Here is a 16,523-nt window from a genome sequence, read left to right on the forward strand (position 1 = left end):
GGTGTGGCTGTTGCTTATTTGCTGAATGAGCCCAGTAGCAGAGTTGCGTTTTCTTCCAGCTCATCCTGGAGTACACGCTTGAACTCCTTGGCCATTTCTTCTTGCGCCGTTTCCAGTCCGATGATGCGCAGCTTTAGGCGTGGCTTGGTGTCGTCGGTCAGGATCGAGACGCGCATCTCGAACGTGCGTTCGCTGAGCCCTTCGTAAGGGATGCAGGTGAAGCGGATGATATCGGGTGTGCTGTCGCCTGCGCTGGCATCCAATGCGTCCATGCCGCTGCGCTTGGTGTTCCAATCACCATCCTCATGGCTGCGCTCGGAGGTTGCTTTGATCTCGATCTTGCGCACTGCGTTGGCGAGCTGCTTAGCGGTGAGGTCTTGGCCGTTACTGTCGATTCCTTTGATGCAGTGGTGCCAGTCTTCAATCCAGTGGGCCAATTCCTTTTGCGCAAAGCTTGAGCCGTTGGCTTGCAGGCAGGCTTCATAGGCGCCGGTTTTCTCCAAACTTAGGCTGGCGGTGTGGGCGCCATGACCTGGTGCGACTGGGTTGCCGAGGTCAAAAAAGGCCTTGGCGCGCATGGCGTCGATATCTACGAACACGCGGGCTTCGTCTTCTGCGTTAACGTAGTGGCCGTAGTCTTCAATCGAGCTGGTGGCGAAGGTGCCACGAAAGCGCGTAGGCGAATCCATGAAGCGTTCCAGCGACTGCAGTTCATAGCCTTTTGGTACCAACATCGTGGGTTCATAGGTGCCCGGGTTGCCGATCTGCGCGGCGTGAACGAGGGCTTCAATCTTTTCGATGGCTTGGTGATCCATGGGGATTCCTTAATGCATTGGTTTGCGTTGGTGGGTGGGCGTGCCAGTGCGTTAGTTAGGCGCGCTGGGTGTTGCTTTCGCCTTCCGGCTGAAACTCGAACTTGCCCTGGTTCTCGGGGAACAGCGTGAGCTTGCCGCCTTTGCCGACATACAGCGGCGTTTTAGTTGTGTTCTCTTCAGAGCGCTTGCCCTTGGCGGTGGGCACCACATAGCTGAGCTTGTGGGCGCAATCGACTTGCGAGCTATCCGCGATCTGTTTCAGGCTGAACTTGATGGTGACATCAGCCGCTTTGCCGTGAGCGACACAACCGGCGGCGGCGTCGCTTAGGGCGCGGGCTAGCTTTTCGCGGAATATGCCCGCGTCTAGGTCATCCAGTAGGGCGTTTATATCGGTTGAGGTGGGCTCGTTAGCCATGATTGGTTTCCTCTTTTACGTGGTGGTGTTGGCCGTTAGGCCTGGGTTTTCGGTGTGGCGGTGGCCACATCGCGAAACTGGGTGATGCTATGCGGCATCGGTTTATTCGTCGTTGGCTGCCTCGCGCTGGATGCGAATGCCCAAGCGGTTGGCGATGTAGAGCAGGCCGCGCTCGGTGACCAGCGTTTTGCCGTAGGGGCGTTCGGTGCCAAGGCCGCTGTGCTCAAACGATTTCAGCTCAACGAATAGGCGCCCGGTGCTGGTGTGCGGGCGGGTGCCGAGGTTGTGGGCGTCCAGCATGCCGATACCGCGCAGCTGTTTGCATAGGGTTATATGGCCGGTACCAAGTAGCGCAGCGGTTTCCTTGAGCGAGTAGCGCTTACCTAGTACGCGGGCCGCTTGTGGGTGCTGGGGTGCGTTCATGCGGCGTTTCCTCCAGTGGGTGGGATGAGGAGCGCTTCTAGTTCACGGGCGATGTTTTGCAGTTCTTCAAGGCTGCTATTTCCAGCCAAGCGCTCAAGGCCCGGGAGATAAACACAGAAGGACTTGAGCGCCTTAAAATTCTCTTTGGCCAATTCGCTGAACAGCAGCACGCTGACGCGGAATGCATGACCAACGCCCGTATATTCGGCGCTTACGCTATAGACGCCGTGCATACTGGTGGTGATCGCCAGTTCTTGGATGTAGGCCATGGCGTCGCGGTGCGCTTGAGTAAGCACGCTGGGAGCGGGGATGCGGGCGATAGTGTTCATGCTGCACCGCCCTGGCGGCGATAGCGGGCCGCTTCTTCAGGGGTGAGCAGATAGATGGTGCGGGATTTGTTACCAGCCAGGCGGGCGGCAACGCGTCCAGTGACGTGTTGCATGGCCTGAATGGCGATATGACTGTTACCTGCGGCCGGGTGCATATACACCCGGCATGGTTGGGCATTGGTTTGCATTGTCGTGGCTCCGTGGTGGGCGGATTACGACAACGAGTTTTGTACACCAAAAAGGTTTTGTCAACCGTTAAGGTTAATAACCTTTTAGATTATTTTTTTGCGGGAGAGGTGAATTATAGCTTTTTGACCAAATAAAGCCCCTTGCCAACTACTTCCCATGTCTCGCCCATCTTCATGTATTGCGGTTCCCACTTCGGGTTCTTTGCACACAAGTAGTAGTCACCATCTTCATAGCGTATTTCTTTAAATGTGCCACGGTCAGTCTGTGTGCAGCGGGCATAAACTACATCGCCGGAAATCCATTCCGCGTCAGGGTCAATGACAATGCGATCTCTTGGGTGGAAGTCTGGAAGCATGGATACGCCGTCCAGTATCAGTACAAATGAATTTTTACTGCAGTTACCTGGAGCGGGTACATATTCTTCGATGTCAGCTTCCTCGAATGACTCTCTGAGGGCGCCTGCGGTGGCCATCCCAATCACAGGTAGCATGTGCCCTACCGGGTGGAGAACGCTTGCATCATCTAGGCTGTACTCTGCTTTACTGTCACGAACACCGTGAACGAGATTCCTAACATCGTCTAGGTAATTGGTTGGCAGGTTCAGCTTTTCTTCAATGTGCCTCGCAAGCCTTTCCCCAATATTCTTAGTGGGGTTTTTGCCCGCAAAGCTGCTGCACTGGCTGGGATGTCTATCCAGTGCGTCAGATAATTTTTGCAGGTTCATATGCCGCTGTTCCATGACTTTATGAAGCAGCTCTAGTCGTAAGGCGTGTATATTCATAAGGTTATTCTTCGCCATAACCGCAAAGGTTGCGATAACCATTAAGGTGTTGCTTTTGTAATCTCGAGGTGTCATTCTTAATGGCATGACTCATTGGAGACAAAACCATGCAACTTCGTGATTATCTGAAACAGCAAGATGAGGCCCAGCTTGAGCAGTTTGCGGTGCGGGTTGGCACTTCCACTAAGTATCTGCGAGCACATGTGATAAGCGGCAGCCGAGGTGCTTCATTAAAATTTATGCGCGCACTAGCCCGCGGCAGTGAAGGTTCGGTATCACTGTCAGAAGTCTTGCAGCATTACGGTGTTAGCAAGGAAGAATTAGAGGCCGCCTAACCATCGGTTAGAGGTGCTGGGTAAGCTGCCCGAAAGCAACTTCCCCAGCGGTGCCAGAGAGGGTCTGCCCACCACAGACGAGCCCTCACTGGACTTTTTGCAACGCAAGAGAGCAAACCAATAAAGCCCCTTGCGCTACAGTTCCCATCATACACCACAGGGGATCTGTTGCGCATGGCATAGTAACGGGAGTAATGCCATGTCTAAACGCTGGCCCACCTCAAAGGATCGCGCTGAGCGCGAAATCCTGCCCCTTGGTCTTTCGATGTATCACGCGGCGCGTGATTACCCTGGTGGCGGCAAGGCGATTGCCGCTATTTACGGGGTGCCTGCCACCACGCTGCAGCATCGCCTGAACCCTAATGCAGATACCCATAAGCTGACCGTCGATGATCTGGAGTACGTGCTGGAAGCGACACGCGACCCGCGCATTCTCGATTCTCTTTTGGCGTTGGTACCGGGCGCGCACTGGTTCGAGTATCAGGAAGCGACAAACGATAGTAGCGAACAGCAGTTGATGGAGTCGGTGGCGGAAATGTCGACCCGTGTCTCCGATTTGTTGAGCCGCATCAGCGAGCATCGTAAGGATGGTGTGTATACCTCAGGCGAAGTCTCCGAGCTTAAGAAGCTGAAAGGCCAACTGATCAGCGCCTTGCAGGGGCTGCTGGTGAGCGCCCAGCGTTTTGATGGGGAGAGCAGCCATGGATAAGGCCGATATCGCGAACGATTACATTGAGTGGCGTACAGAGCAGGCGCTAAAAGCCCGAGAACAACAGCCCTCTGCGCTTTCCAGCCGTGCGGTGTGTAAGCAGTGCCACGAGCCGATTCCGGCGGCGCGACGTAAGGCGCTGCCGGGAGTGCAGTTTTGTGTGCAGTGTCAGTCGATGTTGGAGAAATGGTGATGGATTTACTCTCTATTGATGAGCTGCGCGTGGCGTTAACACATATCCCCGCCGATGATCGTGATATTTGGGTGAACATCGGCAATGCCGTCAAAACCGAATATGGTGATGACGGCTTTTTTGCGTGGGATGAATGGAGCCAAGGCGACGATAGCTACAACGCGAAAGATGCGCAGAGTGTTTGGAAAAGCCTGCAAGCGGGTCACGTGCGCTTGGGTACCATCATCAAGCTAGCGGGTCAGCATGGCTGGAAGCGTGAGCGTAAGGAGATGAGCGCTGACGATCGGAAGCGGTTGAAAGCTGAGCAAGAGGAACGCCGCCGTAAGGCAGCGGAAAGCGTTGAGGCCGATAAGGCGAAGCTGGCGAGAATGCAGCAAGCGGTTTCGCGGGCCTGTCAGCTGGTGATGGAACGCCACTTAACCACTGAGGGTTCGGCGCCGTATCTAACCGATAAAGGTGTGGGTGCCCATGGTGTGCTGTTCGTTAAGCGTGCGGTGCTGGTCAGCATTGATGCGAAGGTGGAAGCTGCCAGCGTGTGGGTAGGCAGTGAGGTGAAGGATTTCTTTGATCAACTACCTAAGCCGCGTCCTGAGCATTTGCACCTATTTCGCCTGCATGAGGGGGACACCATTCTGCCCCTTTATGATGGCGGCGGTGTGCTGTGGTCGCTGCAGGTGATTAATTCAAAGGGCACGAAGCTTTTCCCTAAGTTTGGGCGTAAGAGTGGCTGCTGGCACCGCATTGCTTGGCAAGAGCAGCCCGCCGTGATCGGTGTAGTGGAAGGGTACGCCACGGGTGCTAGCGTACATGAAGCCATGGAGTGGCCAATGGCCGTTGCACTGGATGCTGGTAACCTTGCGCGGGTGGTGCCTCAGTTGCGGGAGCTTTATCCGCAGGCTGAATTGGTGATCTGCGGTGACGATGACGTGGATACCGAGGGCAACCCTGGCAGAACCAAGGCTGAGGCGCTGGCGTTTGAGTACGGCTGCCGTGCGGTCTTCGCTGAGCTTGGCGAGGTGGCCTGATGCCGGATTGGAATGATCTTCACGTTGCCCGCGGCCTTTGGGCTGTTCGTGACCAAATCAATGCGCAGTTAGCGAGCGCTGCTAATGATGAAGAACTCCCCCCAGCCCCCTCTGAATGGCAGCCCCCGGTGCCGCCGATGGCTGCTGCACCTACGGGGGGCGTGGGGGAGGGCCAAGAGTGGACCGAAGAGAGTATTCACCGGCGCTTTGCGCTGCTCGAAGGTGAGAAGCAGGTATTCGATTTAGTTAAACGCCGCCTGATTAAGTGGGGGGCGTTTGAGGCGTACGTTGGTAAGTCTTTAGCTAAGGCGTGGGTAGATCGGCACGATAAGAAGCTGATTGACCCGGATCAGGCAAGGCACCAGGTGGCGGAAGCCAAGCTGGCAGGTAAGCAGAAGGGCGGGCAAGGCAAGCTGGGCATGGCCCCCACTGACCGTTACGTGTATTTAGACGGTACCCAAGAGATTTGGGATAGGCAGTTAAAGCAGCGGTTGCCTGCGCGCGCTGTGCAGTTGGCGTTGGGCGATGCTTGGTCTCTGTGGATCAACTCGACTGAGCGGCGCCAGATTCCCCATGATTGCCTGATCTTTGACCCGCGCATGACGCAGAGCCCCGGCGAGTACATCAATACATTTGAGGGCTTGCCGCTTGAGCCGATCGCAGAGCCTCAGCGGTGTAAATCCATTCAATACCTGATTCAGTGGCTGTGCAGTAACGACGCGGCCGCGACGCATTGGCTGACCTGTTGGTTGGCTTATCCGCTGCAGAATTTGGGCGCGAAGCTGGATACGGCCGTATTGGCCCACTCAACGATCGAGGGTTCGGGTAAGTCGTTGCTGCTTTCCGATGTGATGGGTGCGATCTATGGCATGTACTCAGCCACTGTTGGCCAGGCGCAATTGGAGATGAACTGGAACCAGTGGCAGGAAAGTAAGCTTTACGGTGTGTTTGAGGAGGTCGTGAGCCGCGACCAGCGTTATAACCAGGTAGGCAAGATCAAGCACATGGTGACCGGCAAGACGATGCGGGTTGAGGCGAAGTTCATGAACGGCTGGGAACAGGCCAACTATATGAACGCGGCGTTTCTCTCCAATGAGATTATGCCGTGGCCGATCAGTGAGCATGATCGCCGCATGCTTGTTATCTGGCCGGAAAAGACGCTACCCCCTGAGGCCAGCCAAGCGGTCGGTAAGGAGCTGGTGAACGGTGGCATTGAGGCGTTTTATCATTACCTGCTGAACTATGACACCGGTGACTTTGATGAACGCACGCGGCCGCCCAAGACGCCTGCCCGTGAGCGCCTTGTAGCCCTGAGCCGTGCAAGCTGGGAGAACTTCCTGGTGGCATGGCGTGAGGGCATCTTGGGAGTTCCGTTTACGGTGGCCAGGACGCAGGATGTGCACGATCTCTATCTTGAGTGGTGCAGTAAGAACCGTGAGCACACGATGAGTGAGACGAAGTTCTCTCTATTCGTTAGCACCCAGGTTCCCAAAACGGATAAGCAATATTGGTGGTATGACATGGACAATAATCGGAAGCGGTCTATCTTCTTCCTCCCCGACCCACCTGATGGGGTAGACCTCGGCGACGGTAAGAAGCTGGGTGCGCTGGTGAAGGCGTTCAGGGACCAGGCCTTAGAAGCAGGCTGGAACCCGGCGACATGGGACAAGTGCCAAGGGTGGATCAAGCCCTATGGCGGCTCGCCACTCGATTAGTGTCTAGGGTTGCTAGGGTATGTCTAGGGTCAATATTGCCAAGGGTAGACAATGAAAGCCATTATAAAACAAACGGTTATTTGTACCTGTCTAGGGTGTCTAGGGTTGTACGCGCCCGCGCGCGTATACGTGCGTCATTATATAAGCAGTTATCCACAACACCTTTTAAATTTTCCCCTATAAAGGAATACCCCTAGACACCCTAGACACCCTAGACAGTATTAAATAAATAGCTGTTATTAATAAGATTTTAAGTGTCTAGGGTGTGTCTAGGGTTGAGATGATTTGATCTAGGGTTGAGAAGTGCCACCACCACGGAGCAAACCAATGATTAAAGCGATGGATGAATTACTGAAACATTGGGCCGATCAATGGAAGTGTCGGGCAATGCGTCAGTGCAGCCCGCTGGGCAAGCTGATGGAGTTCAAGGGTGTGATGCCTGACGGTGGCCCTAAGGGCAGCCGTGACCCGCTTGGACATGGTGAGATCGATGATCTGGCTTGGGAAGTGTATGAGGGCATCGGTTGCCTGAGTAATGACCTTCAGGTGCTGGCTTGGGAGCATTACCACTGGGAAGGCTACAACGAACATAAAGCGCAGCGTTTGGGGCTGACTGAGCGCACTTACTATCATCGCCTCGATAAATTGCACATCGAGCTTAGAGAGGTGCTGAGGCGCCGTAGCAGGAAGATTAAAAGAGCGTAAGCGTTAATCATTTTGACGTTTGCCCAACCATGCCCAACGTATTAAAGAGTTTTTTTGTTTGGCATTACAAGACGCTTGATGCCATTGCAGTCAAGGTTCAAGATTCAGCTATCGTCTAGTAATTGCGGCACCTAGAAGCCCCAGCCTAACCGCTGGGGCTTTTTGTTGGGCGCTAGATAACCAGTGCTCCCGTCCGTGGTGGGCGGTGCCTCGCATAGCTTCGGTTGTGCGGGGCATTTTTATTTACCCTGCTGAAGATTGGTTACCTATGTCATCTGTACTTATCCAAGAGAGCGCACGTATTGCGCCGGTGCCGTTCGGCTGGGCAGCAATGCTGTCATCCGACCCTAGCACCCAGGTAACGCTGGTGGCTGGGTTGCTGACCTGTATCTACATGCTGGCTCAGCTGTTCCTGATCGTACGTCGGGCGCGCATTGAGCGTGAGAAGCATGAAATGGCTAAGCGTGAACACAGCATCACGATAGCGAACCTGGAAGCTGGACGTGAGAGGTCGCCCGAATGAGCTGGCTAAAGCGTATTGGAGTGCCTGCTGTTGGTGCGAGCGCGGTGGCAATCGCCGCGGCTACGGTTGGTTTCTTTGAGGGCAAAGAGAACCAGGCGTATCACGATCCGGTGGGCGTGGTAACTATTTGCTATGGGCACACAGCTACTGCACGCATCGGCCAGACGCATTCTGACGAAGAGTGCGAGGCGTTACTGGAGCAGGATCTGGGTACAGCATTTGAAGCGGTTAATCGCCATGTGACGGTAGATCTGCCTCCAACACGTGAAGCAGCACTGGCTTCGTTTGTTTATAACGTGGGCACCGGCGCTTTTGCCCGCTCGACACTGCTGCGCAGATTGAATGCAGGGCAGGCAAGGGCTGCATGCGATGAACTCCTAAGGTGGGTGCATGCTGGTGGCGTTCGCCTCCAGGGGCTGGTGAATCGCCGCCTTGCAGAGCGAGAGCTGTGCTTGATGGAGCCTACGCCGGCGGTCGAAAAAACGAGGCCTGACTGATGTCTGTTTTCTTGAAGCTGCTGCGCTGGGTACCGGGGTGGGCTTGGGTCGTTGCGCTGGTGTTTGTTCTGGCGTTCTCGCTTCTGGGATTTATCCAGGGGGTGGTGTCTGAACGCGATCAAGCGGTCAGCGAACTGGAAACCTCACGGCTGGAAACGCGAGCACTGGAAAGCGCGCTTGAATGGCGACGAACTCAGGCAGCAAAGCAGCTTCAGGCATTGGAGTTGCGCGAAGCTGAGCTGCAGCGAGTGAGGGCCGGCCACCAACAGCAATTGGATGCGCTTAATCAATTGGAGCAGAACGATGAAGAAACCGCTGATTGGACTGGCGTTGCTCTGCCTAACGCTATTCGTGACTGGGTGCGCCAACTCCCCGGGGAGGGTGGTCGTTCCGATCGTGATGACGCCGGAGGTGCCGGGGTATCTACTTTCACCGATTCCTCAACCGACGCATCGAATTGAAAGCAACCGAGATTTATTGCAGCTACTCGCTGCCTACGAGTCACTTCGCAAACGCGCCAATGCGGATCGCGAAACGGTAAGCCAGCATCTCCAGCAGCCTGGCTCAGCCGGTGAAAAACGCTAGGTTCTCCTGGCCAATCCTAGGCCACACGGGGTCGCAGAGTCCCGGAATTCGTGCAGCTGTGACGCTCCTATGGCTTCCTTACTTTTAACCGTATCAATGGGTTAGCGTTATGACGACTGTTGAAATGATCAATGTCTGTCGCCAAGCGCTGCTGAATTGGCACGCTGCTGAGCTTCCTGCGACGACAAACAAGCGGTCGCTTGCCGAACTGCTCGAAGTCTCTGAGCGCTCGCTGACAGACTGGCAGCAGAAAGGCATGCCGGTTGCCGTTTCCGCTGGCCGTGGTGCTAGCAATGAATACTCCCCCGCCGAGGTGATTGCCTGGCTGCTTGAACGCGCTAATGACACCAGCCGTGAATCCGCTAAGGATCGCCTCGACCGCCTACGCGGTGACCAGCTTGAGCGGGAGATTCTCAAAGAGGATGGCGTGCTAGTCATGCCGGACGATCTAAAAGTTGAGTATGAGGCGCTGGTTGAAGCCGCCCGCGCTGAGCTGCTGTTCAACATGCCCGACGCACTGGCCGCCGAACTGACCGCCATACTGGGTGAAGAGGTGGATGTCTCGATTGTCCGCCGCCATATAGACGATGCCCTGACAACCCTGAGCCATTATGACTCCAGCGATGAACCTGAGCCCGCAGATTCGGGCGACGCTCAAGCGTAATGCAAAGCGCTGGGTGCGTTCGCTTGCCCAGAAGTTTGCCCCGCCTGAGCGCATCAGCACACTGGAGTGGGCGAACAAGCATCGCTGGATGAGCGAAGTGGAAACAGCAAGGCCCGGTAAATACAGCATTCACGTAACGCCCGCGCTGGCATTGCCCGGTGGCCCGCTGGAAGCGATCGACGACCCCAATGTTGAAGAGGTGTGCTGCCAGAAATCGGCGCAAGTGGCCTGGACATCAGGCGTACTCGGCAACGCCCTTGGCCGCTGGATCGACGTGGACCCGTCGCCGATCATCGGCCTGTTCCCGAAAGACGGCGCCGCTAAAGAATACGTTGCGGAAAAATTCGAGCCGATGGTGGAAGCAACGCCACGGCTGAGAGACAAGATCGACCTTCGCTCACGGAAGCTGCAGCAGCGGCAACAGTTCAAGCGCTTCCCAGGCGGCTTTCTCAAACTTGTGGGCTCCAACTCGCCATCGTCGGTGAAGTCCACACCAAGCCCGCGCGGGTTTGTTGAAGAGCCCGATGACTGCAACCTGAACCTGAAAGGTCAGGGCGATTCGATCCTGCTATTGAAAGAACGCGGCAAAACCTACGGCCGTGGCCGTAAGAAATACATCATCGGTGGCACGCCCACCATCGCTGGCATTTCCTCCATTGAAGCGGAGATGCAGCTAAGCGATCGGCGGCGCTGCCTGGTGCCTTGCCACCACTGTGGCGAGTCGCATGAACTCAGCTTCGACAACTTGGTGTGCCCGCCTGACCCCGATCAACGCCACCCGATCTTCGGCCAGTACCGCCCGGAGCGCACGGTTTACGCTTGCCCGCATTGCGGCTGCGAGTGGGGAGACCAAGAGAAAAACGCCAACTTACGGAACGGACGCTGGGCAGCGACAGCAGAATTTCGCGGCGTGGCGGGCTACTACATGAACGAGCTGCTGAGCACGTTTCCAGATTCTCGCTTTGCACGCCTGATGGAAAAGTGGTTATCAGCAAAGCACAACGCTGAGCAAGGCGACTTCAGCGACCTGATCGTGTTTACCAACAGCTCCATGGGGCTAGCCTATGAATTCAAAGGCGATGCCCCCGAAGTTGATGAGCTGAAAGATCGCGCCGAAGACTATGCGGAACGTACCGTACCCCGCGGCGGCTTGCTACTCACCGCGGGTATCGATGTTCAGCACGATCGCCTAGCGGTAATCATCCGCGCCTGGGGCCGTGGCGAAGAGAGCTGGTTGGTCTACTGGGGCGAACTCTACGGCAACACCATTGATAAAGTTGACCCCGTGTGGGATGAGCTCGACAAGCTGTTAACCACAGGATTTGAACACGACAGCGGCGCCACATTGCGCGTCACCGCGTCCGGTATCGATAGCTCTGACGGGCACACCAGCGATGCCGTATATCACTACGTGCGCGCCCGCCAACGCCACGGCGTGATGGCCGTGAAGGGCGCTTCAGTCAACGGCGAAAGCCGCGAGATTTTCAGCCGTCCGAAGATCTCAGATGACACCAACCGGCAGAACACCAAAGCCGATAAATACGGCCTACGCCCGTTTATCGTCGGTACCCACAAAGCCAAAGACCTGATCGACACCCGCATTCGATTGCGCGGCGATGGCCCCGGGCGAATGCACTGGTACCGAGATGTGCGCCCTGACTACTGGGATCAGCTGACTGCCGAAGTCAAAGCACCGCATGCGCGAAACCCACGTAAGCGAGTGTGGCAAAAGAAAGCAGGCAAGCCCAACGAAGCGCTGGACTGTGAGGTTTATGCCATGCACGCCGCCCGCAGCTGTCGCACCCATGTGCTACGCGGCAGCGACTGGGACAAGCTCGAAGGGGCGCTGACCCAAACCACGCTATTTGCACCGCCACCACCGGCAGCCACGCCACAACAGGCTGCCGGTAACGGCCGCAGACGCAACCGAAAAATGAGGAACGGCCGCGTATGACCACGCAAACCTATACAGAGCGACTGGCCCTGGTGCGTCAAGCCATCGACAAGATCATTAGCGGCTCACAGTCATGGCGCTTCGGCGACCGACAGTACACCCGCGCTGATCTGGATACCCTGCAGCGCATGGAAACCCATTACGCCAAGATGGCTGGCCGCGAACAAGCCATTGCCAGCGGCCGCCGCGGCCGAAATCGTATTCGTCATATAGGGTTTTAAGCCATGCGAATATTTGAAGGGCTAGGAGGTGCCCGCGCCAAACTGGCCGAATCCCAGGCGACACAGGCACGCGCTGAGCTGGAAAAACTCAAGGCCCGCCAGCCCAGCACAGCGGCAAATGTCGGCAGCGAAACGCGGCACCGGGGTGCCAGCCGCATGTTACGCAGCATGCTGAGCTGGATACCTGGCCTCGGCAGCCCGCGGCAAGATAATCCGACCAGCGAACGCGAAACGCTGATTGCCCGCTCTCGCGACGCCTACCGCAACCACATGCTTGGCCGTGCTGCGATCAGCCGCGCTGCCACCAACGTTGTCGGCATGGGCCTGACTGTGCGACCTAACGTGGACGGTGAAGCCCTGGGGCTAAATGACGAACAAACGTCAGCACTTAACGAACAACTGGCCCGCGGCTTTCGCCTATGGGCAGAGGATCCCGCTGAATGCGATGCCGAAGCCACGCTGGATTTCTACATGCAGCAGCGCCTAGCGTTTATCAGCGCGCTGGTCAGTGGTGACGTATTTGGCTTCACGCCAATGGATAAACGCCCCGGCTGCCTATTTAGCCTCAAGCTGCAGCTGACCGAAGCGGAACGTATCGGCAACCCGCTAACGGATCTCAACACCGCCAATGAAATTGACGGTGTACGTGTGGACCGACTTGGCAAACCCACTGATGTGCGGGTCTGCAATGGGTACCCCAGCGATTACTTGACCCGCCAAACATGGGAATGGGTGCCGGTGTTTGGCGCCGAAACCGGGCGCCGCCGCATCTTGCACCTGATGAACGAAAAGGATCGCCCCGGACAAACACGCGGCGTGCCGTATTTGGCACCGATTCTTGAAGCGCTGCAAAAGCTGGAGCGCTTCAGCCAGGCAGAGTTAACCGCCGCCGTGATCAGCGCGATGTTCACCGTGGCGATCAAGCACGAAAAAGACGATACAGACCCCGGCTTAGGGGGCTCCACGCTGTGGGATGAAAACAGCAGCGACCCTAATAAACCCCAACGCCCTGTAGTGCGGAGCGACCGCGAACACGAACCGGAAGGCGATAACCTGACACTAGGCGAAGGCGCCGTGTGGGATCTGGAAGAAGGCGCCGAACCGGTACCGATCAGCCCGAACAGGCCTAATGCCCAGTTCGACCCGTTCTTTGTCGCGATCGTTAAAGAGATTGGCGCAGCGCTGGATCAGCCAGCGGAAGTATTGCTGATGCACTTTTCAACCAGCTACACGGCAGCCCGCGCCGCGTTTAACCAGCTGTGGAAATTCGTCAAACAACGCCGCCATCACCTCACCACGCAATGGTGCCAGCCAGCCTATGACCTGGTGGTGGATGAAATGGTAGCGCGAGGCATGATTAACATGCCCGGATATCGCGACCCGGCAAAGCGCCGCGCATATACCCGCGCGCTCTGGATAGGCGAACCGCTTGGCGCACTGAATGACCTGGTGGATGCCCGCGCTGCAACCGAGCGCATTGCCAACGGCACCAGTAACGAAACACTGGAAACCATGGCCTACCACGGCGAAGACTGGAACGACGTCGCACAGGATCGCGCTCGCGAGATTAAGTGGAAGCGTGAAAACAACGTGCCGGTGTATGTCGGTGGCAAGGTTCAGGAGCCACCACCTGAAGAGAATGAAGACAACGACTAGCCCGCCATTTTGGTGGGCTTTTTTCATTGCTAACGACCATTTTCCCGGCATCAGGAAAATGGTCGCAGCTCACTACCTAAGGAGCCACTTATGCCCCGCACTGCATTTGAGCTGGCGGCAAGCCGCCCATGGCTGATGACCGGGGATGCGCTGGATAGCCTGATGGCTGTAGCCGACCGCCAAGGCGATATCCATGCGCTGGAAGCGCGCTTGGGTCGATCACTCGATAACACGCGCAATGTCACGGTTCGTGATGGCGTGGCAGTGATACCCGTCACCGGGCCGATCTTCCGCTATGCCAACCTGTTCGCCGAGATCAGTGGCGCAACAAGCACTCAGGTTCTGGCGACTGATATCCAAGCCGCGCTGGATGATCCGCAGGTACGGGCCATTGTCATCAATGCTGACAGCCCTGGCGGCGAAGCCTCCGGTATTAATGAGATTTCCGAACTCATTTATCAGGCGCGCGGCACAAAGCCTATCAAAGCCTATGTAGGTGGACAGGCAGCAAGCGCAATGTACTGGATTGCCAGCGCCGCCGATGAGGTGGTTGTTGATGACACGGCTCAGCTTGGCAGCGTTGGCGTAGTGCTGAGCATGCGTAAGCGCGAAGACCGTCCCGGCGAAAAAAGCTACGAGATCGTCTCCAGTAATGCCCCCAACAAGCGCCCCGACTTAGAAACAGAAGCGGGCCGAGCACAGCTTCAAACTCGTACCGATGAGCTCGCTAGCGTGTTTCTCGACAAGGTTGCACGCAACCGTGGCATACCCCGCGAAGAGGTCAACGACCGCTTCCGCCAAGGCGGCATCGCCACCGGCGCTTTGGCGGTAGAGGCCGGCATGGCTGACCGCCTTGGCTCACTGGAATCCCTCATTACCGAGCTGGCCGGTTCCCCTGCCAGTAACCAACCCAGGAGCATGACCATGACCACCGTCAAAACCACGGCAGAGCTGCATGCAGCGATCGAAGCCGGTACCGACCCAAAGACTATCCAAATCGCCGCCGCTGAAAGCGTCGATCAGGAAAAGCTGCGCACCGAAGCGGCGGATGCTGAACGCCAGCGCTGCATCGGCATTCAAGCGCTGGCAATGCCTGGGTTTGAAAAGGAAGTCGCGGCAGCCCTAACCAATGGCGACAGCGTGGAAGCAACCGGCTTGGCGCTGTTCAAGGCGGCTCAGGATCGCGGCATTTCGTTGAGTAGCATGCAGCAAGACAGCACTAAGGCACCGCCAGCGACCCCGCCGAACGGCAGCAAGGAATCCGAAGAAGATCAGCAAGCGGTGTCGGCAATTTCACGCCGCTGGAAAACCAAGTAAGTCACGCGCGACCAGCGCAATAGAGGAGGCATTTCATGCCGAGTGCAACACAAACCGCCCATCCCCAAATGGGCTCATTGATCGCTGGCGATTTTCCACGCCGCTACATCACCATCACCATCGCCGCCGGTGAAGTTCTCGCTGCGGGCAGTGTGTTAGGCGAGGTTACCACTAGCGAAGAGTTTAAGCTCAGCGCCGCGGCGGCCACTGACGGCAGCGAAGCCCCAAGCATTGTGCTTTGGGAAGACGTGAATGCCACCGACGGCGCAGTGCAAGCAGAGGCACTGCTATCCGGTGATCTACGCGCCACTGGCTTGACGCTGGGTGATGGCCACACCGTCGCCGCTGTACGCAAGGCGCTGCGGCCCTTCAGCTTGTTCGTGCATAGCTAAGCGAACACCTACCTGTTTCCTACCCTGGAGTAACCCATGGACTTATTTGCAACACGCACCATGCTCGCAGCGGTTGAGCAAATGCTGCGCAGCCGCCGTTTTCTGGGCACGCTATATTTCGGCGCTACCCCTGTAACAGCGACCACTGCCACTGTTGATATCGACATCATCAAGGGCAACCGCAAGATGGCGCCCTTTGTGCGCCCGAACCGCCCCGGCAAAGTGGTTGATCGCTCCGGCAGCGTTATGCGCAGCTACAAGCCTGCTTACGTTAAGCCGAAGCTTGAAACCAGCGCGGGTCTTTTGCTTAACCAACGCCAACCAGGGGAGAGCCTCTATTCTGGTCGCTCACCGCTTGAGCGCGCCGGTGATCAATTGGCGCGGGACATGGAAGACCTCGACGACCAGATCAACCGCCGGGAAGAGTGGATGATTGCCCAGGCGCTCACGACTGGCCAAGTGCAAGTGGTGGGCGATGGCGTCAACGATATCGTTGACTACCAAATGGACGCTGAGCACCTGGTCACCGAGTCCGTTCAATGGACGGAACCCACATCAGACCCGATCGCTGACCTGCGCAAATACAAGCGCCGTAGCGCGAAAAAGAGTGGACGAACGGCCAACGCCTGCGTCATGAGCTCCGAAGCCGCGGATGCGTTTCTTGATAACGAATCGGTCATGAAGAAACTCAATACACGCCGCATCGATCTAGGCATGATCCGCCCAGAAGAACTGCCAGATGGCGTGACCTACCTTGGCTATCTCAACGACCCGGGGATGGATTTGTATGCCTACGAAGAGTGGTACCTGCCAGACGAAGGCGAAGAGCAACCGATGATTCCCGCCGGCGGCTTGATTGTGGGCCCCACCACCAGCCGTTGCTCCATGCTCTACGGTGCCATTCAGGACATGTCAGCGCTAGAAGGCGGCCTGTTTGATGTGGCTCGGTACCCGAAAAGCTGGCTAGAAGACGATCCCGGCGTTCGTTGGTTGATGATGCAGGCCGCGCCACTGCCTGGCTTCCACGAACCGGACGCGTTCGTTTACGCCAAGGTCGTCTAACCACCCCCGCCCAGTGCG

Annotated in this window: 22 protein-coding genes; 16 read left to right on the forward strand and 6 right to left on the reverse strand. The window is 56.9% G+C overall.

The window, feature by feature from the left end; all coding sequences use genetic code 11:
• Window positions 1-14 precede the first annotated feature (14 nt).
• The 6 genes from ACWI0H_RS09660 to ACWI0H_RS09685 form a co-directional block, all read right to left on the reverse strand.
• Window positions 15-815, reverse strand: coding sequence for a DUF2303 family protein (locus tag ACWI0H_RS09660; RefSeq protein WP_485875999.1), 801 nt, complete (start codon window positions 813-815; stop codon window positions 15-17).
• 55 nt (window positions 816-870) lie between these two features.
• Entirely contained in the window at window positions 871-1,230 is a 360-nt protein-coding gene (locus ACWI0H_RS09665; RefSeq protein ID WP_485876000.1) for a hypothetical protein, read from the reverse strand.
• A 102-nt stretch (window positions 1,231-1,332) separates the two neighbouring features.
• A complete protein-coding gene (locus ACWI0H_RS09670) occupies window positions 1,333-1,653 on the reverse strand; it encodes a phage antirepressor KilAC domain-containing protein (RefSeq protein ID WP_485876001.1) in 321 nt (106 codons plus the stop codon).
• Window positions 1,650-1,982 (reverse strand): hypothetical protein, encoded by a 333-nt coding sequence (locus tag ACWI0H_RS09675; RefSeq protein WP_485876002.1) that lies wholly within the window; start codon window positions 1,980-1,982, stop codon window positions 1,650-1,652. The genes ACWI0H_RS09670 and ACWI0H_RS09675 overlap by 4 nt, the downstream gene beginning before the upstream one ends.
• Window positions 1,979-2,170: a hypothetical protein gene (locus tag ACWI0H_RS09680; protein ID WP_278369541.1), complete on the reverse strand. Its 192-nt coding sequence runs from the start codon at window positions 2,168-2,170 to the stop codon at window positions 1,979-1,981. Before ACWI0H_RS09680 ends, ACWI0H_RS09675 begins: the two co-directional genes overlap by 4 nt.
• Before the next feature lie 113 nt (window positions 2,171-2,283).
• Window positions 2,284-2,994 carry a S24 family peptidase gene (locus ACWI0H_RS09685; RefSeq protein WP_485876003.1) on the reverse strand — a complete coding sequence of 237 codons (711 nt, stop codon included), beginning with the start codon at window positions 2,992-2,994 and terminating at the stop codon, window positions 2,284-2,286.
• Between the two features lie 65 nt (window positions 2,995-3,059).
• On the opposite strand from ACWI0H_RS09685, the gene ACWI0H_RS09690 reads away from it, so the two are divergent.
• The 16 genes from ACWI0H_RS09690 (at window position 3,060) to ACWI0H_RS09765 (ending at window position 16,505) form a co-directional block, all read left to right on the forward strand.
• On the forward strand, window positions 3,060-3,287 hold the full coding sequence (locus ACWI0H_RS09690; RefSeq protein ID WP_485876004.1) for a hypothetical protein: 228 nt from the start codon (window positions 3,060-3,062) through the stop codon (window positions 3,285-3,287).
• Between the two features lie 199 nt (window positions 3,288-3,486).
• Window positions 3,487-3,996 carry a phage regulatory CII family protein gene (locus ACWI0H_RS09695; protein ID WP_485876005.1) on the forward strand — a complete coding sequence of 170 codons (510 nt, stop codon included), beginning with the start codon at window positions 3,487-3,489 and terminating at the stop codon, window positions 3,994-3,996.
• A complete protein-coding gene (locus tag ACWI0H_RS09700; RefSeq protein ID WP_485876006.1) occupies window positions 3,989-4,189 on the forward strand; it encodes a TraR/DksA family transcriptional regulator in 201 nt (66 codons plus the stop codon). Before ACWI0H_RS09695 ends, ACWI0H_RS09700 begins: the two co-directional genes overlap by 8 nt.
• Window positions 4,189-5,214, forward strand: a complete 1,026-nt coding sequence (locus ACWI0H_RS09705) for a PriCT-2 domain-containing protein (protein WP_485876007.1) — start codon at window positions 4,189-4,191, stop codon at window positions 5,212-5,214. The genes ACWI0H_RS09700 and ACWI0H_RS09705 overlap by 1 nt, the downstream gene beginning before the upstream one ends.
• Window positions 5,214-6,929 (forward strand): DUF5906 domain-containing protein, encoded by a 1,716-nt coding sequence (locus ACWI0H_RS09710; RefSeq protein ID WP_485876008.1) that lies wholly within the window; start codon window positions 5,214-5,216, stop codon window positions 6,927-6,929. The genes ACWI0H_RS09705 and ACWI0H_RS09710 overlap by 1 nt, the downstream gene beginning before the upstream one ends.
• 327 nt (window positions 6,930-7,256) lie before the next feature.
• Complete coding sequence (locus tag ACWI0H_RS09715; RefSeq protein WP_485876009.1) at window positions 7,257-7,634, forward strand: hypothetical protein; 378 nt, start codon at window positions 7,257-7,259, stop codon at window positions 7,632-7,634.
• A 268-nt stretch (window positions 7,635-7,902) separates the two neighbouring features.
• The gene (locus ACWI0H_RS09720; RefSeq protein WP_485876010.1) at window positions 7,903-8,157 is read left to right on the forward strand and encodes a hypothetical protein; all 255 of its coding nucleotides are present in this window, start codon (window positions 7,903-7,905) and stop codon (window positions 8,155-8,157) included.
• Window positions 8,154-8,654: a lysozyme gene (locus tag ACWI0H_RS09725; protein ID WP_485876011.1), complete on the forward strand. Its 501-nt coding sequence runs from the start codon at window positions 8,154-8,156 to the stop codon at window positions 8,652-8,654. Before ACWI0H_RS09720 ends, ACWI0H_RS09725 begins: the two co-directional genes overlap by 4 nt.
• On the forward strand, window positions 8,654-9,115 hold the full coding sequence (locus ACWI0H_RS09730; RefSeq protein ID WP_485876012.1) for a hypothetical protein: 462 nt from the start codon (window positions 8,654-8,656) through the stop codon (window positions 9,113-9,115). Before ACWI0H_RS09725 ends, ACWI0H_RS09730 begins: the two co-directional genes overlap by 1 nt.
• A 233-nt stretch (window positions 9,116-9,348) precedes the next feature.
• Entirely contained in the window at window positions 9,349-9,903 is a 555-nt protein-coding gene (locus ACWI0H_RS09735; RefSeq protein ID WP_485876013.1) for a terminase small subunit, read from the forward strand.
• On the forward strand, window positions 9,851-11,857 hold the full coding sequence (locus ACWI0H_RS09740; protein WP_485876014.1) for a phage terminase large subunit family protein: 2,007 nt from the start codon (window positions 9,851-9,853) through the stop codon (window positions 11,855-11,857). Before ACWI0H_RS09735 ends, ACWI0H_RS09740 begins: the two co-directional genes overlap by 53 nt.
• Entirely contained in the window at window positions 11,854-12,078 is a 225-nt protein-coding gene (locus ACWI0H_RS09745; protein WP_485876015.1) for a hypothetical protein, read from the forward strand. Before ACWI0H_RS09740 ends, ACWI0H_RS09745 begins: the two co-directional genes overlap by 4 nt.
• Before the next feature lie 3 nt (window positions 12,079-12,081).
• The gene (locus ACWI0H_RS09750) at window positions 12,082-13,734 is read left to right on the forward strand and encodes a phage portal protein (RefSeq protein ID WP_485876016.1); all 1,653 of its coding nucleotides are present in this window, start codon (window positions 12,082-12,084) and stop codon (window positions 13,732-13,734) included.
• Window positions 13,735-13,824: 90 nt separating this feature from the next.
• On the forward strand, window positions 13,825-15,051 hold the full coding sequence (locus ACWI0H_RS09755) for a S49 family peptidase (protein ID WP_485876017.1): 1,227 nt from the start codon (window positions 13,825-13,827) through the stop codon (window positions 15,049-15,051).
• Window positions 15,052-15,086: 35 nt separating this feature from the next.
• The gene (locus ACWI0H_RS09760; protein WP_485876018.1) at window positions 15,087-15,443 is read left to right on the forward strand and encodes a head decoration protein; all 357 of its coding nucleotides are present in this window, start codon (window positions 15,087-15,089) and stop codon (window positions 15,441-15,443) included.
• Window positions 15,444-15,479: 36 nt separating this feature from the next.
• Window positions 15,480-16,505, forward strand: coding sequence for a major capsid protein (locus ACWI0H_RS09765; protein ID WP_485876019.1), 1,026 nt, complete (start codon window positions 15,480-15,482; stop codon window positions 16,503-16,505).
• The last annotated feature ends 18 nt before the right edge of the window (window positions 16,506-16,523 follow it).

The organism is Halomonas sp. NYA30 (assembly GCF_976980765.1).